Origin of the sequence: Paenibacillus aceris (assembly GCF_017874035.1) — a bacterium.
Classification (GTDB): Bacteria; Bacillota; Bacilli; order Paenibacillales; family NBRC-103111; genus Paenibacillus_E; species Paenibacillus_E aceris.
On the sequence record NZ_JAGGKV010000015.1, the window covers coordinates 54,882 to 78,411 of the forward strand.

Consider the following 23,530-nt stretch of genomic DNA (forward strand, 5'->3'; position numbering starts at 1 on the left):
TAAACCCCCTGTCAATTAGTCAGTGACATCCCTGCAACGTTTTTTAACCGGCCTGTAAGCTCTGGATATTTCAAGCAATCCGACAGATACCGTTTTTCCTTATCCAAGTGCTCTTCCAATGTGGAGTAAAACGACGTGCGGAGCAGTTCTTTCATCCGTTGCAGATTTCTAACTTCACCTTGTACAAACTGACGGCATAACGTGTCAATGCGCTCTAACATGACTGCCCTTTTCTCTACTACATCATGAAAGAGACCCCAATCAGCCACTTCCTTCGCAGTAAACATGCGTCCGGTCAGCAACAATTCCATCGTATGCGAAAGTCCGATATAGCGAGGAAGGAAATAACTTGCGCTTAAGTCCGGTGTGAACCCCATATAATGGAAGTTTTCTACGAACTTCGCTTTCTCTTCAGCGATCCGGTAATCGCAAGCAAGCATAATGTTAAGACCACCACCATAGGCATATCCGTGAACACCTGCAATGGTCAGCTTGGGCGAATGATAAATTTCCAAAATCACTTGATTGAGTTTCTCCACCACCTCGGACAACAAAGCTGCCCCATTCTGAAGCGTGGATAGTTCAATAAGCTCATCAAGTGCAGGTCCGGAGGAAAAGAACGCTCGTGCCTTAGAAAGAAACACAATCGCGTTGCAGCTCGGATTCTCATTCGCTTCCCGCACAGCTTCATATAGTTCAGTCGCCATTGCAAGATCCAAACTATTTCTCGTTTCAGGATTGTTCATTAAAATGTAATAAATCCCTTCTTTACTGTCGACTTGTATCGAGCTCATAACCCTTCACCTGCCTGAACTAACAACTTCAAAGCGCTTGGCGAGGAAGATGCTTCATTAATAATTTTATGATACAGCTTATAGCCTGAGAGCAAGGCGGATACAACACCTCCGCCTGGATCGGTCCAATGACCGGACAGATAAAGACCAGAAATCGGAGTACCGTGCTGTGGACGCGAAGTCATCTGCTTCATGTTCTGTTCCCATCCGTAGGTAGCGCCTTGGCTGTTGTTTGTATATCGCTCCATCGTAAGAGGCGAACCGGATTCAACAAAATCGAGATGGCTGCCTAAATTCGGTATGGCTTTTTCCGCCATGCGTATTAATGCTTCTTGATACTTAGGCTTCTCCGTTTTCCAATCAGCACCGACATCATAAGGAACAAGCGTCGTCAGAATGGCCGTGTGCTTTCCATGTGGAGCCAGACTCGCATCAACCAGCGTCGGACATGAAATAGCCAGACCGCACAAACCGTCAACACCTGATTGCTTCAAATTCAAATGCTGATCATATGTTTTGGAGTAATCATAATGGTTATAAATGAACGTTTCATGAGCCAATCCATACGATTCCAAAGGCAAATCTGTTCCGATAAAAACTTCAAAGGCAGACATGGAAACTGTCATCTCAGCCAGACGTTTCACATATCTGGCAGGGAAATATTGTTCGCCGACGAGCCCATGCACCATTTTTTTCAGATCCCCGTTACAGATAACAATGGGCGCTTCCACGTACTCTCCGGTTTGCAAAACGATTCCCTTCGCTTGTTTATCTTCAACAACAATCCGTTTCACTTCATTGCGCAGGCATACCTCGCCACCACATTCCTCAATGCGTTCCACGAAAGCATTAGCCAGCTCTTGAAAGCTTCCTTTTAAATAGTAAATATCTTCATTAAAATAACTCATGATGGCATAGGCAAAATATAGCGCACTGCCTCGTGTAGGTGGTGCACCATAATAACTCCATAATGCAGCAAACGTATACGCCGCTTTTTCATCCGTCAAATGCTTAAACAGCAATTCATGGAACGTCATATAGCGGTATTTCATGATGACCTGATTGGACATGACATGAAACGGATCACGGGCATGAAGCAGCTCAATCGTTGCGTTATAAATTTGCTGCATGTCATTAACGAGGTTCACAATCCCGTTTCTCTGACTAGGGAAAAGGCGGGAGTAAGTTTCAATTAATCCCTCAACTTGTCTTGGCACCGTAAAACGGTGTTCGGGATAGATGGCTGTAAAGATTTCAGGTAGCTGAATAAAAGGCAGTTTATTTGAAAGTCCCGCTTTGCTGAGCAGGTCGTAAAGCAACCCATGCTTCTCCGCCCCGGCAACAATGCGAACAGCGGCATCAAATGTATACTTTTGCCTTCCAAACGAATGCGCATAACCGCCGGCAAAATAGTGCCTCTCGGCCACAAGCACAGAATAACCTTGCTGAGCTAAGTAAGCAGCGGCTCCTAGGCCACCCATACCTGCACCGATAACAATGACGTCATACTTATCCTTTTTAGGTTTACGAGCCAATGAAACTCACCTCTATTTCCTCATTGTTTTTTTGAATGGATGAAGAATCAAATTCCAGAAACTCCTTTACTTCAGCGAGGATATCGGCGGCGAGTGCTCCATCAATAGCCCGGTGATCAAAAGCGAGGCTTAGTTTCATCATCGGGCGGATCACAATTTGTCTTGCTATCGCTACAGGTTTGTCTTCAATAGTACCTACCCCAAAACAAAGTGTATTGGAAATAATCGGGTAAAATGCTTGAATCGGTCGGTGTCCGAGAGACGTGATGGTGAATGTCCCTTGCAGTTTATCACGGCTTTCCAGATTTCCCATGGCTAGGCGATAAGCGATTTTGCCGAGCCACATCGGCAGAGACTGAAGTTTACGCACGCCTTTGAACTCAGTAATATCGTTAACTTCCCTTTCACGATAGTAATTGATCACCTTCTGCATCTCTTCCACCGACTTTTGATCCGAATCTGCGATGAGTCCAGACAATACAACCCGACTCTCGCCTATCGACTTATCCATGGTAAACTTGGCAGAAACGTTCGAATAAACAGCCATTTTCGGAATCAGTCCATGCTTGACAGAAGCGTTGGCCTCAGGATACCTCTGGAGGATACGGGATATCGCTTCGATTAAATAAACAATATAACTGATCCGTTCTCCGGTTACCGTACTCTCAGCTCTGCGCTGCTTAACGACTGACATATCAATCTCTGTATCTAAATAAACCGCTTTGAATTCCTTGGCATAATCCAAAAAATGATAGGTATGTCTTCTTGCCTGCGGCATCGGATAAATGCTCGTCTTGCCCCTGGCACGATACATTAAACAACCTCCTCGGTTACGGCATGAAGCATATCCTTCAGACTTTGTGCTTTCATTACTTGTTCTACGGGGAGACGTACACCTAAGGCCGACTCCAAATGCACCATTAAACGCACCGCATTCACGGAATCCCATTCCGGCAGATCTTCCATTCTGATTTCGTCATGCAGGTCGTTCTCGTCCATGTCCAATACGTCAGCTACAACTTCCTTGAGTTCTTTCATCTCGATCATTGAGCAGCAATCTCCTCTCCGGCTAACATGTTTATCCATGCTACTTCATCAGGTATGTTCTGCAATCGTTGGACAAATTGCTGCTTCACCCCATCTACAGGGTCATCTTGATCATTTTCTACGTATTCAAACCCGTGCTGCACGTAGAAGTCCTTTACAATCACATTCTTCATCGAAGGAATGTACTCCCCATAAACTTCCTGAATGCCTTCCTCTTTGGCCTTCCATAACACATGACGCATAATGGCTGTCTCAATTTTTCTGGAAAATACTCGGCAGCTCATCATGAAATTATCAATCCGCCACGCGGTCTCTGATTTCTCCACAAGTACGCAGCCGATTAAGCCGTAGTCACCAAAGCGATCTTTGGTCTGAAATCCGAACACCCAATAAGCACCACTGTTTTCCAGTTGTTCGATCTCTGATTCCTGATAGCGTCTAGATGTCATGTTAAACTGGTTCGTTCTCACCGTTAGTTGAGCGAGTCGTGGAAGGTTAAAGGCATTTGCGGGTACAAGATTCACTTGAATATCCAACGAATGCAAATAGTCTTCTATAGAACCGCTAGATTGCTTCAACTGCTCCCTTTCTACTTCCAATTTATATTGATTCGTACGATCCAAATCCGTAGAAGTCAGCTTGTTCAAGTTGAACCAGCCGGCAGATAATAGAGAATCAACATAATAGGAAGGGTCTTGGGGGAGTTCGGGCACTGTGACGTCAGATAATGAGTCACGCACTAGATTCCGCTCGAATGGATTGTCATCGATGAATACCAGGCTATCGAGTCCGATATTCAGTGTGCTGGCAATCGTTTTAATATTCTCGTGTTTAGGATCCCAATTGGCGCGAATAATCACGATATCTTCCAATCCTAGCTGCATATGCGGATGTTCTTCGAACATCTCCCGGACAACGGATTCTTCGTTCTTGCTGCTCACCGCCAGCAGTACACCTTGATTCTTCAGCTGCCGGATTGCTTTCTGAAAATCCACAAAGATTTTGCCGGGTGCTGAATCGCCTAAATGCACACCGTTTATTCCGTCATCGCCGACGATTCCGCCCCAAAGCGTATTATCCAGATCAAGGACAAGGCACTTCTTGGTCATTCCCAAGATGCCTCTTGCTACTTTTACGCTTTCGGAAGCGTAAGCAAACAAAACGTCCTGACTTAAATGGAAGCTTCCGTACTGCGCCAATCGAGGGTCGGAAAGTTTAGCTACCTGATGCTCTTGCAGCAGAATTTCCGTATCCATGATGATGACCTGACTCCAAGCATTAGCCAAATCCAAAAGCCCGATGTTGAAGGAACGCCATATCCGGCTGATCTTGGCCTTTGTCTTATAATCGATTTTGGCATTATACGTTACACTAGTCAGCGGAACCGTATTTAGCACCAGCAAGCCTTTGCACTGCTCATGATAAATCCCTATAAGCTGCTTGAGCTGCTCCAGCTTTCTTTCACAGGCAAGCTCCAGATCAGCAGCATCCCAATCACGAGGCAGTTCTTCCGTTACTGCATGTTCATCCAGCAGGCAAACCGTCAATTGCGGAGACATTTCGTATAAGCCACTGCCCGTATTCATGAGCTCATAAACATATTGATTGAATCCTGCTGCGTACACTTCGGGCCAAATACCATCGCTCAACAATAGAGGCCTGAGCATCAAAGGAAAAGAATCACTTGTAAAACTGCTGAGCACTGCAACCTTCAACGGTTTCAAAGGCTGTACATCTGCTGCTTGCCAAGCTTCATGAGCAACGCTTTTAAGCATATAACCGATTTTTTCACTAAACATGGCATCGCGGTTTGTCTTAATTGCGCTGACGATCTTTTGCCGATTCGCACCGAGTGAGCCATCGTTCTTCATTTGACGAATGCTTGCAATTAGTTCTTTATTATTCATCATTTGGCTTCCTCTTTCACTAAAGCCATGCCTGTCTTAATCCATTTGGAGGATTCAATGGCGATGCATACCGCCTTTTCTCCGGGCTTCATTCTGTCAATCAGCTGCTCCAATTGCAAATACGGGAGCGCATTCCCGTTATTACCTGTCTCGGCAACACAATTGATTGTTTTGGCTGAGTCGAGTTCGAGGGATTGCACAATTCTGTCCGTCATATGTCCACCTAATTGCGGGGGCAAATAATGATCAACTGACTCAGCAGGACATTGCAGCTTCTCCAAGAGTTCCACCAGCATTTCTTTGGCCATGACTGGAACATCCCGCTCGATCGCTTTGTAGTCCTCTTTGGCAGACTGGACTTTCTTGCCCTCCTCCGGACTCTCTTGCAGACCGAACCAGTTCATCATTTGACCGGGCTCCCGATTCAAACCTTCAAAACGGTTGACGATATGTTCAATGTTGATCCCATCGTATTCCGAACCCGTAGATAACACAGCCGCCCCCGCTCCGTCGCCGAATAAAGCTAAATTGATCAGTTCCGAAGAGCGCAGCTTTTTAAAATCACGACGGAAACTCATGTATTTGTTACAAACATCTCCTCCGATAACAAGTGCATTCGTGAAAGCCCCCGTAAGCAAGAAGCGATACGCGACCTCCAAGCCTTGAATGGCTCCAGAGCAACCCGCCTGAATTTCATAGGTCGGTATCTGATTCATCCCAAGCCGATCAGCTACAAGATTGACCGTTGCAGGCATCAAATGATCCGGCGTTGCTGTCGACATCACAATCAAGTCAATTTCATCGTTCGTGAAACCTGCTCTTGTTATTGCCTTCTGTGCCGCTTCATAGGCGAGATCTAGCAATTGGAATTTGACGACCTTCTCGTCCAGATCGACGGCAAAATGCCGTGTTTTTGTACCGATCATGAGGTCGATCCAATCTTCGCGCAATCCAAATACTTCTTCCATCTTGGAATTAGGAACCGGATTCCCTGGAAGCGCGGTGCCAACTCCAATGAGCTTCACGGATTTCAAATGATTTTCCTCCTCTGAATTAAACAGTCGAATTTAACCTTACAGATTCGTTTCCACTCCGATGCCGATTTCGAAATTTTGACCTCCTATCAAGCTGTTAGGCGCGTCGATGATGAAATCCAGCATCGCCAACATTTCGCTCATCGGCTTCATCACCGGCTTCAGCCCATATATCTCCAGCTTCCGCTGTCTTTCTTTTTTCTCACTCTTCTCAAAATCGGCATCATGGTAACCGAATGTCATTACATTGACGTCAATGCGGAATGCACTGCATTCCCGGGACAAACATTTCATCATAGAAATTTTGCCGTGGTTAATGATCGGAGAACTTGGATATTGATCATAATAGAGCGTGTCATAAATAATCGGGAACACGATTTTCCCTGATTTACGCTTGATCATATGACTGACAGCCGATTTGTTCCACAAAAAGATCCGCTCAAATATAGCAGGAATTCGTTCTCCCAACACATCAGGCATGTCCTCGAACAGCTTCTCTTCATCGAGCATTTCATTGCCGTGAATCATGACATCAAGCCCACCCAAGACAGAGATAGCCTCTTCCATCATGGCTGCGTACTCCGTTTCTTCAGAAGGCATACCATTTACTATATGCAGTCTTTGAGCAGCTTCACTCTCTAATGAGCGAGTGTATGACATCCCTTCCTCCGAATCTTCTATGTGCATCACAACCCGATGCCCGATTGACAGCATACGAGTTGCGATCAATTGGTTGAACGCATGCTGCCCATTAGTAATAAAGATCGACTTGCTCATCCTGTCTCCTCCTATCTGATAAAGCCGCCGTCCACTTTCAACACGCTTCCCGCAATATAATCCGACATAGTACTGGCTAGGAAGAGGACCGAATCCGCAATTTCCCGTGGCTCCCCTAATCTCTTCATGTCCGTATGCAAAAGAAAATTATCCAGCTTGTCCGTAGGAACGTGACCGATCATTTCGGTATTGATCATTCCAGGAGCTATCGCGTTGACATAGATCCCTTTGGACGCGTAACGTCGGGCCAGCATGCGAGTCAACCCGATGATGGAACCTTTGGACGCTCCATAATTCGTTTGCGCTTCACGTCCTAGAACACCGGTAACCGAGATCACATTTACGATTTTCCCGCTCCCATTTCGTTCCATATAAGGGATGACTTCTTTCGAACAACAGTAAGTTCCTTCGAAATTCGTGCGGAACACCCGGTTCCATTCATCCAGCAACATCTGTGAAGAGAAGTTGTCTGCTACTATGCCAGCATTATTGATCAAAATATCAATGCTGCCGTACTCCGTAATGATTTGCTCCATCAGTTGACGAATGAACCCCTGGTCTGTTATCGAGCCTTTGAAAAATGTGACCTTAACTCCCTTCGAACGAAGGTCCTCTTGGATCGTTTGTGCCATTTGGTCATTGTTAGCATAAACGCCTACAACCGTTGCACCTTCCTCTGCAAACCTGTACAAAATCGCTTTTCCAATTCCGCGAGTAGCGCCTGTTATGATAGCTACCCGATCTTTCATCATCATTTCAGTACCACCTCTTTGTTTTGAAGCATTAGTTGTTTTGCCAAATTATATCCGCTCCAAATAACTCCGCTGTATCCTCCCCCTGGCTGTGTCCATGCACCTGCTAGATACAAACCTTGGATGGGAGTCGTTTGGGGCAACCTGCGATGCAGGCATTGATCAACCGACTGCTGGGCTCCATATATAGCGCCATGCATGTTGCTAGTATAGGCATGATTCGTTCTCGGAGTTGAGAGTTCCACGTAGGCGATATGCTCACTCACATTCGGGTACAGCCGCTCCAGCCTATTGATCAAGATGCGGGTGACTTCTTCTTTTTTTTGCCGATAAGTTTCTTCATCGATTTCTTTCCAGCAATCATACTCGCTTAATACAAACAAAGACATCGTCGTTTTACCGTTTGCTTGGTAAGAGGGATTGAGATTTTCATAGATCGTAATGCTAAACGGCATTGTCTCGTAACTTTCATTCCGCATTTCCTCGTATGCTTGCTCAAGATCATAGTACTCATTAACGAATATTTCATGATCCGTCTCCCCATAAACGCTAGGGAAATCGATGTCCAGCAGCAAATAAGCCTGAACACACGCGAGGCTCGGCTTGAGCGATTCAATCTTTTTGACATATCGGCGTGGCAACTGATCGTAACCGATCATCTTGCCAAACGTCTGAAATGGGTCAACGTTCGAGATAACAACCTCTGACGCAAATTCACCTTTCAGCGTTTTAACGCCTTTCACGGCTCCATTCTCCACCTGAATTTGCGTGACATGATGCCGTGTAAGTACTTCTCCCCCGTGACTCTTGATCATTTGGACAAGGGCGTTGGAAATTTGTTGGGAACGTCCTTTGGGATAATAACCGCCATTCAACATATATTCCGTCCATGCATAAGCGTAATAAACGGCGGATATCTGGGAAGGGGGAAGTCCATAGTACTGCCACTGCTGAGCAATAATGGACTTGAGTTCTGAGCTGGTTAGGAACTGGTCAAGCACCTGTTGCAGAGATAAATTGTTGTAGGCTAATACCGTAGGTCCATCTTGGAATAAATCATTCGCTTCCCCTTGATTTGTCTTGTTCATCATCAAGAGTATTTCTTTGCGAAGCTGACAAAACTGTTCAAATAATAAATGGATTCCATTCCGTTCATCGGGATACTTGGTTTCCAGGTCGTGCATATATGTTTCGTAATTCCCAACCCGGATATCGTCCCCAGGGAATACAGCTCGATAAAGAGTTTTGGCACGAAGGAATTCAACGTGATCCATTAGACCTATTTCGCTTAATACTTCTCGAAGAGCTCCCTTCTCGCTAAGATCTCCCATCAGATGCAGCGATACTTCGAATTCTACCGGACGAACTATGCCCCGAACCTTCCGGGTAAAAGAAGTCGCATAACCGCCTGGGATAAAATGACGCTCTAGGACTCGAACCTTCATTCCGGCTTTAGCAAGCATTGCTCCGCTTACCAAACCGCCTAGACCTGCACCGATTATCGTAACTTCCTTCATATCCGATATACCTCCAAAGTTCTGGCAGCCGACGATCAGACTGTTGTTTCTAGCAACGTCGGCTGCACAGCAGGGTGGGTGTCGATTGTTAGTTCGCCACAGTGGACAATTGCTCGGAAACAAATTGAGATAATGTCTCTACCGAATAGAAATGTTTTCTGATTGCCTCTTGATCCATACCGTGCAATTTGACGCCAAACTCTGCTTCTAACCCGGCAACTACATCAAGCGCCTCAACAGAGTCCAGTCCAAGACCTTCACCGAACAGCGGAGCATTATCCTCGATTTCCTCTGCGGTAATGTCCTCTAGCTCAAGTCGGTCAATCAAAATATTTTGTTTAATAGCATGCTTGATTTCTTCTAAATTTTTCATCATTTTTCTCTCCCATCAGATCTTTTTTTATATGTTCATGAATCGACTCCGTAATGGAATCGTTCCTTGGAACCGCTCCTCACAATTCTTATTACTCTCCAGGGGCAACGACGACGGCTGTATAATTACCGTTAATGGAAGAACTCACTACAAGCCCGTAGTTTCCTTTCATTCCTTTGCTTACAAAAGCAGCAGCTGCAGCAACATCCAAACCGGTGTCAGAAATCTGCTTGTTGGCATGTAAAATATCAACGGCGGCGCTCAAATGGAATAAGGAACCTGTAGACTCACAATAGCCAAAGCGATCATTCAGACATACCACAGACAGCTCGTTATCGGAAAACAGTTCATCAAGCGCCTCTCGTTCAGCTGAAGGCTCGTCCATGCCAATAAAACTGTTGAATAGTACAAAATCTATGGAGGAAGCTTCAACACCGGATCGTGCTAGAGCCATCTCAATAACTCGCGTCACTGCACTTCCGTCAGAACCACCTTTCGTTCCGCTAAAAGCAGTTCCAAAGCCCTTCAGCTCTGCGTATACTTCTTTCCCTTCCAACTTAGCCTGCTCCAGATCCATTAGAACGAGGAACGCGCTGCCTTCGCCTATCTCATATGGAATATTATCCAGTCCTAGTGCTGTATCTACTTGCGTCGAGAATAAGGAACGCTCATCCCCTGCGCCAATGAGACTGTATTTTTGAACTCCTGCGCGAATCGTCTCATAGCCGTATAACGCACTGTTTAATCCATCGTTGCCGCCCGTACTCATTGAAGTACCATAGCCTCTAAGACCTAATTTCTTGGCAATTTTCCCAGCTGTTGAGTTAAGCACCATATCCGGAAAATAGACACCACTCGCATGCTCAGGACCTTTTTCGAAAATAGCTGATAAATATTTCTGAGCGCTTTCCAGGCTTCCCCTAGATGTCCCATAGAATAAGCCGATTTCACAGCTATTCTCGCTAGTCGAAAGATCTGCATCTTGAAGGGCCAAATGTGCGGCTCCAATGCTGTATTGCGATAGTGGATTCATTCTGCGTTCATACAATTCTTTGTTATATTCTTTCAGAGAAAAAGAGGATTCCGCTGCCGTCACTGCCATCCCATCTTCAGCGAGCCAAGGAAGAATACTTCCGGAGCGGTGGCCGAATCGGGAAACTGTTCCAAGTCCAACAACGGCTACTCGTTTTGGTTCTTGGGTATGTAACTCTTCTGCGATTCTCCCCCCTTCAGCCCAATTATAAGAAACGATGGAACAGTTATGACCTCCGAAAGCGGAGTTGTTACATAAGAAGTATTTCACACTACTTTCTCTCATCTCATTTACAACAAGATTCGCCCAATTCACATCATCGCGTGGTGTTTCAAAATGAAGGGTAGCCGGCAGCAATCCTTCTTGCAGCGCGAGAAGCGTCGTTACGTATTCGATGGAGGCAGCTGCGCCTAAGTTATGTCCGAAGTAGGCCTTGCTTGAACTGATCAGAATTTGACTGAATCGCTCTTCGCCAAACAACTGGCGCAAGCCATATAGCTCTGCTGAATCGTTGGCCTTCGTCCCAGTACCGTGCGTATTAATATAGTCGATCTGATCCTTCGATATGCCAGCGTTGTTTAATGCAAACTCAACTGCCAGCTGAATACCTTTTCCTTCGGGCTCAGGCGCTGTCTCATGATAAGCGTCGCTGCTCAAACCGTATCCGCAAATTTCAGAATAAATCGTGGCATTACGTGCCAGTGCGCTCTCTAATGATTCCAACACAACGAAAGCAGCACCTTCTCCCAAACTTAAACCGAACTTGTTATTGTAAGGTGAACAAGGTACCGTGTTCAGTGCTTGCAGGACGTTGAATCCAGCATAGACCGAGGATGACATCGAATCCGAACCGCCAGCCAGCATCTTATCGGCGTAACCGGCAGTGATCATATCGTAAGCATAGCCAATCGCATTACCGCTTGCGGCGCATGCCGTATTCAGTGTATTGACAGGACCCTGCATACCGAAATACATGGCGATATTGTCTCCTTGCTGAAAGAACGGATAACGGGAAGTCCGATCCACATCAAGCTCTGTAACCGTTGCTTGCTCCTCCAAGGAATTAATCCCCCCGTTGCAAGTGCCGAACGCTACACCGAAACGAGCCGCATTCTCATTGGTAATAGCAATACCACTCTCTGCCATCGCTTCCTTAGCAGCGATAATTCCGAATTGGCTGCAGTAGTCGTAACGTTCTTGTTCCTCTTCCGAGAAGAAGTTCTCTGGCTGATAGTCCTTCACTTCGGCACCGATTCGGCTAATAAATTTATCTGTATGGAATCGGGTAATGGATCCAATGCCTGTTTCATTTTTCTTCATTTTGGCAAGAACTTGGGACTTGTCTGCTCCGAGCGAACAAATGATACCTATTCCTGTAACGACTACACGGTTTTTTGGTTTCAGTTTCATAAAGTCCTCCACCCTAATTTTTAATTTACATGAATTCAATAATTTTCTTACTTTTTGCTCTCTCCACTCAAATATTTCCATCGAATCTCAAGATAACAAGATAAAGTATATTAGGCAAGTTAAAAAATGATTAAGATATAACATGACTCTATTTGCAGATAATACTAATATATTTTTATAATTAATTAATACTATTATTTAAATAACTAATATAATTATTGTAAATATAAAAATACAAATTCCCTAAATTTGTATTTTTATTCAATCCTCAAATGACGCTATTCAATCCAATCCATTGCTCGTTATTTCAGCAGCCTTTCCCCCAATATATACACCAAGACATGATGTACGATTGAAATCGTGCCGAGAGTAATACCAAGGCTTCGCTGCCCTGCTGTATACCATGCTACAGCTGCTAAACCGGATAAGATCAACTCTTGAACAAGACGAAAAGGTTCAGGAGTCGCCACCACTTTTCGAAAATCGAATAGACTCCAAAACCCAAAGATCAACAATGGTGCACCGATGCTTAGCAGTGTACTTTGTATCGTGTTTTTACCGCTATGATAGCCCCAGTATGCTAAAGCAATCACAATGCCTAGCTCCATGAGCCCTCTTAACGCTAAGTTAACCCAATTTAAGATCAACAAGGATAGCCACACCACCATTCCAAAACTCATGATTATATGAGTCAATAAAATAAAAAATAGCTGCAGGGACAGCCCTAACAGCCAGTAATGAAGCATGGAAATAAATGACTCTTATCAGGCTTCCAATAGGGGTTGATGCGTATTGCCCATAAATTTTCTCTTTCCGTGAGACCAATGAAGTACCGGTTTTTCAACAAAATAAAAGGAAAGTGTTGCGAATAGGAATGAGACAACCAGAACGACACCGGATACGCTGAACCAAGTACTTAGACTTTTCGTCCCCATGTACTGGAAGTCTTTCGCCCAAGTGACCGAGGAAACGCCAATAATCACAAAATGCCAAAGATACAGTCCGAATGACACTTTGGACGTAAACTTAAACACGCGATTATCTAATATTTTTGCAGCCCATCTCGATTGTGAAGCAGCACACAAACTGACCGCTATAAGCAAAGAATAAAATGGAAAGAAGAAGGGCTGTTTTTGCAAACTTAGGCTGAATTCTGGCATGTGGCGTACGTACCATAGGAGAGCAAACGAACAAAACAATCCCCCTAAGCTTACAAAATCGAATAAACCGATGTATTTCATCCTGTTTAACCCTTCAGAACTTTGGCGCAGTCCTGCAGCAACACCCGCAGCGAGTATCCCAATGGTGAACTGACCAAAAAAACCGATAGGATTGTAGTTCGGCATCCAATATTTCGCACCGCCAATCCAGCCATTGTCCCAACCTTTCCCTTCATTGCCCGTTGAAAAAAATAAATGGACAAGTTGGTTTAGTCCTAAGATAAGGATAAATACCCCCATCCAATACAACAGACCATTCCGAATAGATCGTTGTTTGAATGTCCAGCGATATAGGCCCAACATAAACATAGGCATCAATACATAACAAAATACCTCAAAGCTAATAGACCATAAAGGTCCATTCACCTCATTAGGAAACAATGTAATGTAATGAAATCCCGCAGTAAATGTTAGTCCTGCCATCAGGCGTGCCCAGAAGTGCTCCGTTGGTACATGAAAAAGAACTGTAATTAACGTTGCAACCATGACAGCAATGTAATAACCAGGCATAATTCTTGCTGCGCGCCGAACCACATACTGCTTAATATCCGGATATGCGCTACCGTCAAGATACTTATGCCAATACGGTGAAGCCAATAAATATCCGCTTAATACAAAGAACACACTTACTCCAGCATTCCCCATAAGTAAAAAGGATTGCAGTTCCTGCATCCAAGGCGACTGCGACTGCATCGCTAGAAATTGTGACAGGTGGTGGAAAATGACGGCAAGACAGGCTATTGCCCTAAATCCATCAGCTCCACCTAAATGGTTGACAGTTTGGTTTGACTTGTTCACGGGGACTTGATCTCCTACTTCATAGTTTTAGTAGACTTTCATTAGACTCTCTCTAAAGATTCCGTACGCCATTTTCGTCGCGAGTTCTACTTTCATAGGAGACTGATCAAGCATTTGCATCTTCATACGTCTTTTACTCATATCTTCCTCCGTTTCAGCCATTAGATCCTTTTCTTGATCCGCCTGAAATCCTTGAATAAAGCTTACAAATTCCTGGCGCCTTAACTGGAACGATTGAAAGGCTTCTTGTGGCATGACTGTCTTTGGATTTTTGGCAAGAAAATCTATGATCACAGGTGCCAATTCATATGCATCTTGGATAGCCAAGTTAACCCCTTGTCCCAATATTGGGGAAACGGTATGAGCGGAGTCTCCAATCAATACAAGTCCGTCACGGGACCACTGGGATACCTCTGCTGTGAAAATGTCAAGGAGAACCGTATCTTTCCAGCTTTGAATATGTTCTTGCACGATGCCATCCAACTGAGGTTCCAGTCTGCAAACTGTGTCATAGAAAATACTAATATCTTGTTTTCTAAATTCTTGATATGCGCCTTTCGCAATGTTAATACCGACACGCAGCTGATCCGGATAAGTAGGCAAAATAATTAAGTGCTGATGACCATCAACCTTAATACGGGTTGCACTTTCCCATCCTTCAGGGCGCGGTACACGGAACCATACGGCATCGCGCTTGAAATGATCGATTTTGGCATGAATTCCGGCCATTTCGCGTATTCGCGTGTACCGTCCGCTCGCATCAACGACAACAGAACTATTCACCGTCACAAGCTCTCCAGACTTTTCACGATAAACAACACCCTTAATTAGTCCTTGTTCCTCGAATAGTTCTACACCAGTTGCCCCCATTTTTAAGTGGAAATTAGGATAACCACTGGCTTTGTCCAAGATAGCGCCAATCAAAACCGGCTGCGGCAAATCGATAATAAACTTCTGTTCATAGGAGAACTCATGAAAATTGACTGAAAAAATTTTTTCTCCCTTGTCATACATCTCCAGACCTTCAACCTGCAAATACCCGTGCTGTTTGAGATTGTCCATGATGCCCAACACATCTAAGATAGCGACCGACCCCTGAGAAATAGACTCCCCCCGGAACTCACGTTGAAATGCTTGATGTTGTTCCAACACCACCACTTCAAGATCACTTTGCTTAGCAAGTAATAATCCCAACATAGCACCTGCGGGACCGCCTCCAACAATACACACATCTGCTTGAATGACATGATTCATGACAAATCCTCCTTTTTTGGTACTCAAGTTCCATTCGCCTGTCCACTTTCCATAATGATGATAGACAATATAGATTAGTCCCTGCAGGTTACGGATGCATTCCAACGTCCGTTGACCGATGCATGTCTATATGATAGACTAATACAAGTAAAAACTAAACTAATTACTTTAGTTTGTCAACAAAAACAATAAGTTAACATGTTATTTATGTTAGTGCATTGACTTCACTTGCAAACAATTTTTCAAAGCCAAATCAAGAATTATTAGGAGGAGATAATATGGCACGCTTTTTAATCGCAGTTTGGCCATCTGATGGACACGTAAATCCTACAATCCCCTTGGCAAAGAAACTGGTTGAACGAGGACATGATGTCATTTGGTACTGCAGTTCGCTCTTTAAGGAGAAAATTCAGTCTACAGGTGTCACTTTTGTCCCTTTTACCAATCTCAAAAATTTTAGTGGTTCCACATTGAATGAACATTTCCCTAAGTATATGGAGTTAAAGGGGCTCAAACAGTTCAAATGGGGAGTCCGCAACATTATTGGCGGTACAATGGAGGGGTTCGATAAGGACCTAAACGATATTCGCAAGACTTTCAAGCCTGACGTGCTTGTTATCTGCCCTACGTTCACCGGTATCATTCCGCTTCGAAGACGCGGGGATCAAATAAAGACAGTTTGTCTCGGTATGCTGCCGTTGTCGGTTACCAGCAAGGATATAGCGCCGTTCGGACTCGGCATCAAACCTGTCAATTCTGCTTTCGGTCGTCTCAGGAACAGCATGTTGAATTTCCTTGTTCAGAAAATTGTATTTCGCCGAGAGCAGCAGCATTTTAATAATAATTTAAAGAAAATGGGGCTTCCAGTATTGGATCGTTGGGTGTTTGACGCAGCTGTCTTTTATTCTGATGTTTACCTTCAGGGGACTTGCCCATCTTTTGAATATCCTAACCGTGATCTGCCTCCGAATGTACAATTTGTGGGTCCCTTTAACCTTACGACTCCAGTACACGATTTCCCGCTGCCATCATGGTGGGGCGATTTGCAGACCGCCAAACGTGTCGTACTCGTTACGCAAGGAACGCTTGCGAATGAAGACTTTAATCAATTGATGATTCCGGCTATTAAAGCGCTGGCTAACAAAGATGTTCTCGTTGTAGCGACAACCGGAAACAAACCATTAATTAATCTTCCGTTCCAATTGCCAGACAATGTGAGGGTAGAAAAATTTATTCCATATTCTCTTTTAATGCCTCATTTAGATGTAATGGTGACCAATGCTGGATATGGCGGAGTTCATTATGCGATTCAGCACGGAGTTCCGCTTATCGTTTGGGGGAAATCCGAAGATAAAAGTGAAGTCAGTGCACGCGTCGAATGGTCCGGAATCGGTATCAGTCTTAAATTGAATCGGGTAACACCCGAGGAAGTAGGACAAGCCGTTGACCAAATATTTGCCAACCCCAGTTTTAAGCAAAGGGTTAATCAATTACAAGAAGAAATTGAAACTCTAGACGCCTACTCGCTCTCCATTCAATGTCTTGAAAACATGGCATCTTCTAATTGCTCAGATACCGCTGAAACGGCTCACGAGAAAGCTTTCATTATCGCCTGATAAAATGCACAAAAAATACCGCATTACTCCGACAAGGAGTTGTGCGGTATTTTTCGCTTAGAAGAACATCTTGCTTAATGCGCTGTGTTGGATAAGCGGACATGTAGCCCGTCCAAGAACGTGTCGATAATTGTCTGCAGGCTTATGTCAAGGTCAAACGGAAGACCGAAGCCACCCTTTTGTTCAAGCGAAGCAAAGCCGTGCAGAATGCTCCGCAACGCGCGGGCCATATGAATGGCGTCCATTTCCTCTAGTTGATACACTTTCAAGACTTGGGTGACGAGATCGACAATTTCCTGGCCGACTTCTTGTACCTCCGGGTCTTGGGGTCCTGGAGCAAGGAGCGTTACCTCATAGAGTCCAGGATGCGAACGTGCGAAAGCAACATAAGCTTTTGCCATTTCGCGAATTGCATCATCACCTGAGCGGCCGATTGCGGCACGCATTAAAACGTTAAGAAGCTGCTCCAAACCATAGACGGAGAGCAGTTTACGAATGCCCTGAAGTCCGTTGAAATGGTTGTAAAGGGATGGGGATCGAATGTCGAGCTTTTGCGCAAGCGAAGTAATCGATAATTCTTCAACCCCGCCTGTATCAACAATTTCTGTAGCCGCTTGCAAAATGACGTTCAAGTTAATACTGTTTCTTGGTGCCATAGTTGTTACTCCTTTGTTCTTTATGCTTGATCAAGAAGATATTTTTCTTTTTTGACAATAACAGCTTGGCAGTTCGTCTGCTTCAGGATGTAAGACTTTCCGGTATCATAAAATTCCCCGTCCTGTTCTATCGCCCCGAATAACAGATAGCGGAAAAACAGTCGGGGAAGAAGATAGCTATTGTTTCCCATTATAACTAATGCCAAAAGTTATATCAAATTACTTTTATTAATTTGGCTACAGCATCCAGTTTAATGCCGCAGATCATCTTATTTGAGATAATGTATTTAGTTAATAATATTAACGAACCTTACACTCGTACAATCTGTTTAGGCTGATACATCTCCCGATACCATTCAATGGTCTGGCGCAGCCCGGTGCGAAACGGAGTGCCCGCCTTCCAACTCAATTCCTTGTTTATTTTGGTGGTATCGATCGCATATCGCCAATCATGCCCTGGCCGATCATTAACGAACTGAATCAGTTCGCTGTAATTGGTCAAGCCTGCTTCCCTCAGTTGTTCAGTTGCCAATTCATCCAGAATCGTGCAAATTTCCAAAGCTAAATTCAAATTGTTCCATTCGTTATCCGAGCCTACATTATAGGTCTCGCCGTTTGTACCTCTGTGATACACTAAATCGATTGCTTCCGCATGATCTTGCACGTGGAGCCAATCCCGCACATTGCATCCGTTGCCATAAATAGGAATTGGCTTCAATTGCAGCGCAGAACGGATTATCGTTGGAATGAGTTTTTCATCGTGCTGCCGCGGACCGTAATTGTTGGAGCAATTCGTTATAACCACATTTAGGCCGTAGGTACGGTTGAAGCTTCTCACGAGCAGATCAGAACTCGCCTTGCTCGCGCTGTATGGGCTGTTCGGGGCATACTTGCTCTCTTCCGAGAACTTGCCCGTCTCTCCAAGTGCTCCATATACCTCGTCAGTTGAGATGTGATGGAAACGACATTCTTCATAACCCAGCTTCACCCTTCCAGGACCATCCATCCAGTGCGTCACTGCGGCGTTCAGCAACGTGGATGTGCCGACGATATTCGTTTGAACGAACACGCCAGGGTTCGAAATCGAATTGTCCACATGTGATTCAGCCGCAAAATGTATAACGCCGCGAATGTTATATTCTGCGAAAATAAAATTAACCAGCTCTTGATTCTCGATCGATCCTTGAAGGAACGTATATTGAGGAAACTGTCCCGCTTGCTCATTAAAATCTTGCGCAGCTGCGTAAGTTAGCTTGTCTAGATTGACAATCTCGTAATCCGGATACTTTGAAAGTATGTGCAGTATAAAGTTGGAGCCGATAAATCCAGAACCGCCAGTCACAAGAATCGGCTTACGGTTAATCGTATGGGTGGACGTCATACCAAATGCACCGCCATTCTGTTTGCCGCATTCATAGGCATACTTTGATTCCTTTCGGCAATATCCAACAAGTATTGACCGTATTCGTTCTTCAATCGTTTGGCAATCTTAACGAGCTGATTTTGATCAATATAGTTTAAATGAAAGGCAATTTCCTCGATACAGGCGATCTTGAATCCTTGGCGTTTCTCCAATGTCTCGATGAATTGTGAAGCTTGCATCAATGAATCGTGCGTTCCTGCGTCAAGCCAGGCTAGACCGCGACCGAGCAGCGTTATATGCAACTTGCTCTGCGCTAAATAAACAGCGTTTAAATCTGTAATTTCCAGTTCTCCGCGCACAGACGGTTTGAGCGACTTTGCAATCCGAACAACGTCGTTATCGTAGAAATATAGCCCCGTTACCGCATAGTCCGATTTCGGATGTTTCGGCTTCTCTTCCACAGATAATACGCGATGACTCTCATCAAATTCGACAACGCCGAAACGTGACGGATCCTTTACCCGGTAACCGAACACGGTAGCTCCATTCTTGCGTTTAACCGTGTCCAGTAACATTGTCGTAAAACCTTGACCAAAGAATATGTTATCTCCCAGAATGAGCGCGACATCATCTTTCCCAATAAACGATTCTCCGATCAGAAATGCTTCCGCCAAACCGCCGGGATGTTCTTGCACCGCGTAGGAAATCGACAGGCCGAGGTCACTCCCATCCCCGAACAAACTTTGGTACCGTGGGGTATCTTGATGCGTACCGATAATTAGAATATCACGAATGCCAGAAAGCATCAGAACGGAAAGCGGATAATAAATCATGGGTTTGTCGTAAATAGGCAGCAAATGCTTCGTCACTGAAATTGTGAGCGGATATAGTCGAGTCCCCTGTCCGCCGGCTAGAATAATTCCTTTCATTCTTATCCTCCTCCTATCGGATCGTAGTTACTTCTCTTTGTTCAGCCCACCAATCGGCATTACTTTGATACCACAAAGCTGTCTCGCGGATTCCCTCTTCTAGAAGGTAAGTCGGTTTCCACCCGGTATCCGTCGTCAGCTTATCAAAACTGAGCGGATATCTGTCAAAGTTACCCGGCCGATCAGGGACAGACTGGACCAATGACCATGGACGATCTAAACATTGAAGCACCGATTGAACAATGTCCTTCGTGGTTGCCGCTTGATTCCCACCAATATTGTAGACTGAACCGGGAACCCCATTATGAATAATGGCGTCAAGAGCAGAGCAATGGTCTGTAATATGCAACCAATCCCGCATTTGTCCACCATCGCCATATAAAGGAATCGGATTGTTTAGGAGTGCATTCGTAATCACAAGCGGCATCAATTTCTCCGGTGTCTGGTACGGACCGTAATTGTTCGAGCTCCTAGTAATAATCGTATTCATACCAAACGTCTGGTGGTAGGACTGTGTAATCAATTCTGTTGCGACTTTACTTGCTCCGTAAGGGTTGACTGGCGCAAGGCGAAACGTTTCTGCAACCTCGCTCCCTTTATGCACCGGACCGTATACTTCAGCGGAAGATATTTGAATCACTCGATTGACACTATACTTCCGTGACATATCAAGCACCTTTTGAGTCCCGATTACATTGGCACAAATCAGCGAACCGGGCGTCTGCAAACTTCGATCGATGTGTGTTTGGCCAGCCAAATTAACCACAACATCCACCCCAAGACCAAAAGCTTGTTCTAAAGCCTGCTCGTTCTCGATAATTCCGTCAACATAAATGTAATTCGGGTTTGTTTCAAACCGTGCGACATTCGTAGCCCGACTTCCCGTCCGGTAAGGAGAAAAATTAATGATTGTGTAGTCTGGATGCTTCTGGAACAAATGGCTGGTTAAGTTTGTCCCTATAAATCCTGAACCGCCAGTCAACAAAATACGCATTCTTATTCCCTCCATTTTTTCATCTTTACGATAAAGTGGAACTATTTACGAACTATCTTAGAATTTAAACTAATATAATTAGTCTGTCAAATAATTTGTTTAACAGTTATAAAAACTAAATTTATTGACAAACTAATTGTATTAGTTTTAAGATTACTGTGTGTGAATCAAAAGGAATGATATCTTTTCACTTGATTATTGGAGGTTTGTCGGAATGAAACCAAGCATGCTTGCAGGGAAAATGACTAGCACTAACGAGTATAAGACCTATTTGCCAAAATCTGTGAATGTTTACCGGGTTCGATTTGCAACGGTAGCGCTAGCTATCTCCGGTATCCTCTTTGTCCTCTATCCCGCGATTCGTCCCTTCTCTGATGAAGTATCATTATTAGGGGCAGCGGCATTTGCTTCCACGGAATGGATTATTGCGCACGTTATGGCAATGCTCGGATTCATTCTTTTAACGTTTGGAATTTTAGGACTTCACCTTTTTCTCCAAGAAGCAACTTTGGATCGCCTTGCATTCCGAGGGTTTGTTTTGAGTTGGCTGGGAACAGGCTTGACATTGCCTTTTTATGGTGCCGAGGTTTTTGGCCTGCACGCGATCGGTCAGGTAGCAATTAAGCAGCAGAACTCGGACTTAGTCAGTTTGGCCAATGTAGTCCGTTTCGGCCCTGGGTTCATTATGATACTAGTTGGGCTCCTCTTGCTTGCCATTGGATGCATCATGGCTGCAGTTGCGATATGGAAATCTCGTACCTTACCGAAATGGTCCGGTATTCCGCTTGCTTTAGGATTTCTGCTGTATATTCCGCAATTTATGGGAACTCAGCCGATAAGAGTAGCACATGGATTGATTGTGGCTATTGGATGTCTATGGATAGCAGTGAGTTTGTGGAGGAAAAGTCGCGTCTTGTAAAAGTAATGACTGAAAGAGGATTGAAACTAATGTTTAAAGCGAGGTAAATAATATGTCACTACAAAAAAAAAATAATTTGGGTATTGTGTTCGCTGGCCTTTTGTTGGGCATTCTGATGGCATCAATGGATAATACAATCGTTACGACCGCCATGGGAACGATTATCGGGGACCTTGGTGGTTTGGACAAATTCGTTTGGGTTTCGTCTGCGTATTTGATTTCCGAAATGGCAGGTATGCCAATCTTCGGGAAGCTTTCTGATATGTACGGACGAAAGATTTTTTTTATCTTCGGTATCCTTGTCTTTATGCTCGGTTCTATACTTTGCGGAACTGCGCAAACAATGATTCAGCTAAGTATTTACCGCGCTATTCAGGGTATCAGCGGAGGTGCTATCATCCCTATCGCTTTCACGATCATGTATGATGTCGTTCCGTCGAACAGTCGTGGCAAGCTCGGGGGTTTGTTCGGTGCAGTATTCGGAATTGCCAGTATCTTTGGCCCTTTACTTGGTGCTTTCATTACGGATCACATTAACTGGCATTGGGTATTTTACATTAATCTTCCGATCGGATTCCTCGCACTTATTTTTGTTGCCTTTTTCTACAAGGAATCACATGAGCACTCCAAACAAAAAATTGATTGGTTGGGAGCATTTACTTTAGTCGGAGCTATCGTTTGCTTGATGTTCGCCTTAGAGCTCGGGGGTAGGCAGCTAGCTTGGAATTCGGCTCTGATTATCAGCTTGTTTGGTGGGTTTGCCCTAATGACCGTCTTGTTTCTCATTGCCGAGGTACGCGCCGCAGAACCAATTATTTCCTTCGACATGTTCAGGAAACGGCTGTACGCAATGAGCAACGCAACCGCGATATTCGGAGGGGCTGCCTTTGTTATCACATCGGTATATACGCCGATCTTCATTCAGGGGGTGCTTGGTGGTTCCGCCACAAATTCAGGTCTGGTTCTACTTCCCATGATGCTGGGTACCGTCGTTACTGCAACCATCGGAGGATTTTTGATGCAAAAATTTAGTTACCGTGCAATCATGATACCTGCGTCAGTTATGTTTGCAGTCGGCATCTATTTATTAACCACACTATCATCAAGCTCCTCCCAGCTTATTGTTACGATGTACATGATAATTGTCGGCCTAGGTATCGGATTTTCGTTCTCAGTACTCGGAAACGCTTCGATTCATTCGTTCGATGCAAATCAACGCGGGTCGGCCAGTTCAACGTTAACTTTTCTCCGTTCACTTGGCATGACGATAGGCATTACCATCTTCGGTATCATCCAAAGTCATACTTTCATGAATAAGCTTGCATCCGATGCTCACGTTAAGGACCAACTGCCACAAGGAATGGCGAATAACTCTCTTCTTGATCCAGCCATGCGAGTGCAAATCCCTTCATCTATACTTGATAAAATCACAGAAGCTCTTTCTTCTTCCATTGTGCTTACCTTTGGTTGGGCTTTAGTTCCTGCCATACTAGCGCTTTTGACAGCAACAGCCATGAGTAATGAAAAGTTGGAGACTGACCCTGACTCTAAATCAAAAGCTGAGGCATCTGCGATTGTTCATTAATTACACAACGCTGAAAC

The 23,530-nt window shown here is 44.6% G+C and carries 21 protein-coding genes; 3 read left to right on the forward strand and 18 right to left on the reverse strand.

Annotated elements, in window-relative coordinates; translation table 11 throughout:
- Positions 1-11 precede the first annotated feature (11 nt).
- From J2Z65_RS23575 to J2Z65_RS23640, 14 genes are all read right to left on the reverse strand, one after another.
- Positions 12-794 carry an enoyl-CoA hydratase/isomerase family protein gene (locus J2Z65_RS23575; RefSeq protein ID WP_209856095.1) on the reverse strand — a complete coding sequence of 261 codons (783 nt, stop codon included), beginning with the start codon at positions 792-794 and terminating at the stop codon, positions 12-14.
- Positions 791-2,329, reverse strand: coding sequence for a phytoene desaturase family protein (locus J2Z65_RS23580; protein ID WP_209856098.1), 1,539 nt, complete (start codon positions 2,327-2,329; stop codon positions 791-793). Before J2Z65_RS23580 ends, J2Z65_RS23575 begins: the two co-directional genes overlap by 4 nt.
- On the reverse strand, positions 2,319-3,143 hold the full coding sequence (locus J2Z65_RS23585; protein WP_167059306.1) for a 2-oxo acid dehydrogenase subunit E2: 825 nt from the start codon (positions 3,141-3,143) through the stop codon (positions 2,319-2,321). The genes J2Z65_RS23580 and J2Z65_RS23585 overlap by 11 nt, the downstream gene beginning before the upstream one ends.
- Complete coding sequence (locus tag J2Z65_RS23590) at positions 3,143-3,376, reverse strand: acyl carrier protein (protein WP_167059309.1); 234 nt, start codon at positions 3,374-3,376, stop codon at positions 3,143-3,145. Before J2Z65_RS23590 ends, J2Z65_RS23585 begins: the two co-directional genes overlap by 1 nt.
- On the reverse strand, positions 3,373-5,286 hold the full coding sequence (locus J2Z65_RS23595) for an HAD-IIIC family phosphatase (protein WP_209856101.1): 1,914 nt from the start codon (positions 5,284-5,286) through the stop codon (positions 3,373-3,375). Before J2Z65_RS23595 ends, J2Z65_RS23590 begins: the two co-directional genes overlap by 4 nt.
- Complete coding sequence (locus J2Z65_RS23600; RefSeq protein WP_338111711.1) at positions 5,283-6,308, reverse strand: ketoacyl-ACP synthase III; 1,026 nt, start codon at positions 6,306-6,308, stop codon at positions 5,283-5,285. The genes J2Z65_RS23595 and J2Z65_RS23600 overlap by 4 nt, the downstream gene beginning before the upstream one ends.
- A 48-nt stretch (positions 6,309-6,356) precedes the next feature.
- Positions 6,357-7,094 (reverse strand): SDR family NAD(P)-dependent oxidoreductase, encoded by a 738-nt coding sequence (locus J2Z65_RS23605; RefSeq protein WP_167059316.1) that lies wholly within the window; start codon positions 7,092-7,094, stop codon positions 6,357-6,359.
- An 11-nt stretch (positions 7,095-7,105) separates the two neighbouring features.
- On the reverse strand, positions 7,106-7,849 hold the full coding sequence (locus J2Z65_RS23610) for a 3-oxoacyl-ACP reductase family protein (protein WP_167059319.1): 744 nt from the start codon (positions 7,847-7,849) through the stop codon (positions 7,106-7,108).
- Complete coding sequence (locus tag J2Z65_RS23615) at positions 7,846-9,363, reverse strand: phytoene desaturase family protein (RefSeq protein ID WP_167059322.1); 1,518 nt, start codon at positions 9,361-9,363, stop codon at positions 7,846-7,848. The genes J2Z65_RS23610 and J2Z65_RS23615 overlap by 4 nt, the downstream gene beginning before the upstream one ends.
- A gap of 88 nt (positions 9,364-9,451) precedes the next feature.
- Complete coding sequence (locus tag J2Z65_RS23620) at positions 9,452-9,739, reverse strand: phosphopantetheine-binding protein (protein WP_240159744.1); 288 nt, start codon at positions 9,737-9,739, stop codon at positions 9,452-9,454.
- A gap of 88 nt (positions 9,740-9,827) precedes the next feature.
- A complete protein-coding gene (locus tag J2Z65_RS23625; protein ID WP_209856104.1) occupies positions 9,828-12,179 on the reverse strand; it encodes a beta-ketoacyl-[acyl-carrier-protein] synthase family protein in 2,352 nt (783 codons plus the stop codon).
- A 302-nt stretch (positions 12,180-12,481) separates the two neighbouring features.
- Positions 12,482-12,925: a YrdB family protein gene (locus J2Z65_RS23630; RefSeq protein ID WP_338111700.1), complete on the reverse strand. Its 444-nt coding sequence runs from the start codon at positions 12,923-12,925 to the stop codon at positions 12,482-12,484.
- Between the two features lie 18 nt (positions 12,926-12,943).
- Positions 12,944-14,197 (reverse strand): acyltransferase family protein, encoded by a 1,254-nt coding sequence (locus tag J2Z65_RS23635; protein WP_209856107.1) that lies wholly within the window; start codon positions 14,195-14,197, stop codon positions 12,944-12,946.
- Positions 14,198-14,224: 27 nt separating this feature from the next.
- Positions 14,225-15,451: an FAD-dependent monooxygenase gene (locus J2Z65_RS23640; protein ID WP_167059329.1), complete on the reverse strand. Its 1,227-nt coding sequence runs from the start codon at positions 15,449-15,451 to the stop codon at positions 14,225-14,227.
- Between the two features lie 278 nt (positions 15,452-15,729).
- On the opposite strand from J2Z65_RS23640, the gene J2Z65_RS23645 reads away from it, so the two are divergent.
- Positions 15,730-17,067 (forward strand): glycosyltransferase, encoded by a 1,338-nt coding sequence (locus tag J2Z65_RS23645; protein ID WP_209856110.1) that lies wholly within the window; start codon positions 15,730-15,732, stop codon positions 17,065-17,067.
- 74 nt (positions 17,068-17,141) lie between these two features.
- On the opposite strand, the gene J2Z65_RS23650 is transcribed toward J2Z65_RS23645, so the two are convergent.
- The 4 genes from J2Z65_RS23650 to J2Z65_RS23665 form a co-directional block, all read right to left on the reverse strand.
- Positions 17,142-17,723, reverse strand: coding sequence for a TetR-like C-terminal domain-containing protein (locus J2Z65_RS23650; RefSeq protein ID WP_167059338.1), 582 nt, complete (start codon positions 17,721-17,723; stop codon positions 17,142-17,144).
- Positions 17,724-18,033: 310 nt separating this feature from the next.
- Positions 18,034-19,104: a dTDP-glucose 4,6-dehydratase gene (gene rfbB / locus J2Z65_RS23655; RefSeq protein WP_167059341.1), complete on the reverse strand. Its 1,071-nt coding sequence runs from the start codon at positions 19,102-19,104 to the stop codon at positions 18,034-18,036.
- Positions 19,101-20,015: a glucose-1-phosphate thymidylyltransferase RfbA gene (gene rfbA, locus J2Z65_RS23660; protein WP_167059344.1), complete on the reverse strand. Its 915-nt coding sequence runs from the start codon at positions 20,013-20,015 to the stop codon at positions 19,101-19,103. The genes rfbB and rfbA overlap by 4 nt, the downstream gene beginning before the upstream one ends.
- A gap of 13 nt (positions 20,016-20,028) precedes the next feature.
- The gene (locus tag J2Z65_RS23665; RefSeq protein ID WP_209856114.1) at positions 20,029-21,009 is read right to left on the reverse strand and encodes a dTDP-glucose 4,6-dehydratase; all 981 of its coding nucleotides are present in this window, start codon (positions 21,007-21,009) and stop codon (positions 20,029-20,031) included.
- Positions 21,010-21,223: 214 nt separating this feature from the next.
- Between J2Z65_RS23665 and J2Z65_RS23670 the strand changes: the two genes are divergently transcribed.
- Together J2Z65_RS23670 and J2Z65_RS23675 are read left to right on the forward strand one after the other, a co-directional pair.
- Positions 21,224-21,928: a hypothetical protein gene (locus J2Z65_RS23670; protein ID WP_209856117.1), complete on the forward strand. Its 705-nt coding sequence runs from the start codon at positions 21,224-21,226 to the stop codon at positions 21,926-21,928.
- Positions 21,929-21,980: 52 nt separating this feature from the next.
- Positions 21,981-23,513 (forward strand): MDR family MFS transporter, encoded by a 1,533-nt coding sequence (locus J2Z65_RS23675; RefSeq protein WP_209856120.1) that lies wholly within the window; start codon positions 21,981-21,983, stop codon positions 23,511-23,513.
- Positions 23,514-23,530 lie beyond the last annotated feature (17 nt).

Excerpts from the sequence above, each read along its gene's own strand:
- J2Z65_RS23575 (WP_209856095.1), bottom strand. The coding sequence starts at position 794 with ATGAGCTCGATACAAGTCGACAGTAAAGAAGGGATTTATTACATTTTA.
- J2Z65_RS23585 (WP_167059306.1), bottom strand. The coding sequence starts at position 3,143 with ATGTATCGTGCCAGGGGCAAGACGAGCATTTATCCGATGCCGCAGGCA.
- J2Z65_RS23590 (WP_167059309.1), bottom strand. The coding sequence starts at position 3,376 with ATGATCGAGATGAAAGAACTCAAGGAAGTTGTAGCTGACGTATTGGAC.
- J2Z65_RS23595 (WP_209856101.1), bottom strand. The coding sequence starts at position 5,286 with ATGATGAATAATAAAGAACTAATTGCAAGCATTCGTCAAATGAAGAAC.
- J2Z65_RS23605 (WP_167059316.1), bottom strand. The coding sequence starts at position 7,094 with ATGAGCAAGTCGATCTTTATTACTAATGGGCAGCATGCGTTCAACCAA.
- J2Z65_RS23610 (WP_167059319.1), bottom strand. The coding sequence starts at position 7,849 with ATGATGATGAAAGATCGGGTAGCTATCATAACAGGCGCTACTCGCGGA.
- J2Z65_RS23615 (WP_167059322.1), bottom strand. The coding sequence starts at position 9,363 with ATGAAGGAAGTTACGATAATCGGTGCAGGTCTAGGCGGTTTGGTAAGC.
- J2Z65_RS23620 (WP_240159744.1), bottom strand. The coding sequence starts at position 9,739 with ATGATGAAAAATTTAGAAGAAATCAAGCATGCTATTAAACAAAATATT.
- J2Z65_RS23625 (WP_209856104.1), bottom strand. The coding sequence starts at position 12,179 with ATGAAACTGAAACCAAAAAACCGTGTAGTCGTTACAGGAATAGGTATC.
- J2Z65_RS23630 (WP_338111700.1), bottom strand. The coding sequence starts at position 12,925 with ATGCTTCATTACTGGCTGTTAGGGCTGTCCCTGCAGCTATTTTTTATT.
- J2Z65_RS23640 (WP_167059329.1), bottom strand. The coding sequence starts at position 15,451 with ATGAATCATGTCATTCAAGCAGATGTGTGTATTGTTGGAGGCGGTCCC.
- J2Z65_RS23645 (WP_209856110.1), top strand. The coding sequence starts at position 15,730 with ATGGCACGCTTTTTAATCGCAGTTTGGCCATCTGATGGACACGTAAAT.
- J2Z65_RS23650 (WP_167059338.1), bottom strand. The coding sequence starts at position 17,723 with ATGGCACCAAGAAACAGTATTAACTTGAACGTCATTTTGCAAGCGGCT.
- rfbB (WP_167059341.1), bottom strand. The coding sequence starts at position 19,104 with ATGACGTCCACCCATACGATTAACCGTAAGCCGATTCTTGTGACTGGC.
- rfbA (WP_167059344.1), bottom strand. The coding sequence starts at position 20,015 with ATGAAAGGAATTATTCTAGCCGGCGGACAGGGGACTCGACTATATCCG.
- J2Z65_RS23665 (WP_209856114.1), bottom strand. The coding sequence starts at position 21,009 with ATGCGTATTTTGTTGACTGGCGGTTCAGGATTTATAGGGACAAACTTA.
- J2Z65_RS23670 (WP_209856117.1), top strand. The coding sequence starts at position 21,224 with ATGAAACCAAGCATGCTTGCAGGGAAAATGACTAGCACTAACGAGTAT.
- J2Z65_RS23675 (WP_209856120.1), top strand. The coding sequence starts at position 21,981 with ATGTCACTACAAAAAAAAAATAATTTGGGTATTGTGTTCGCTGGCCTT.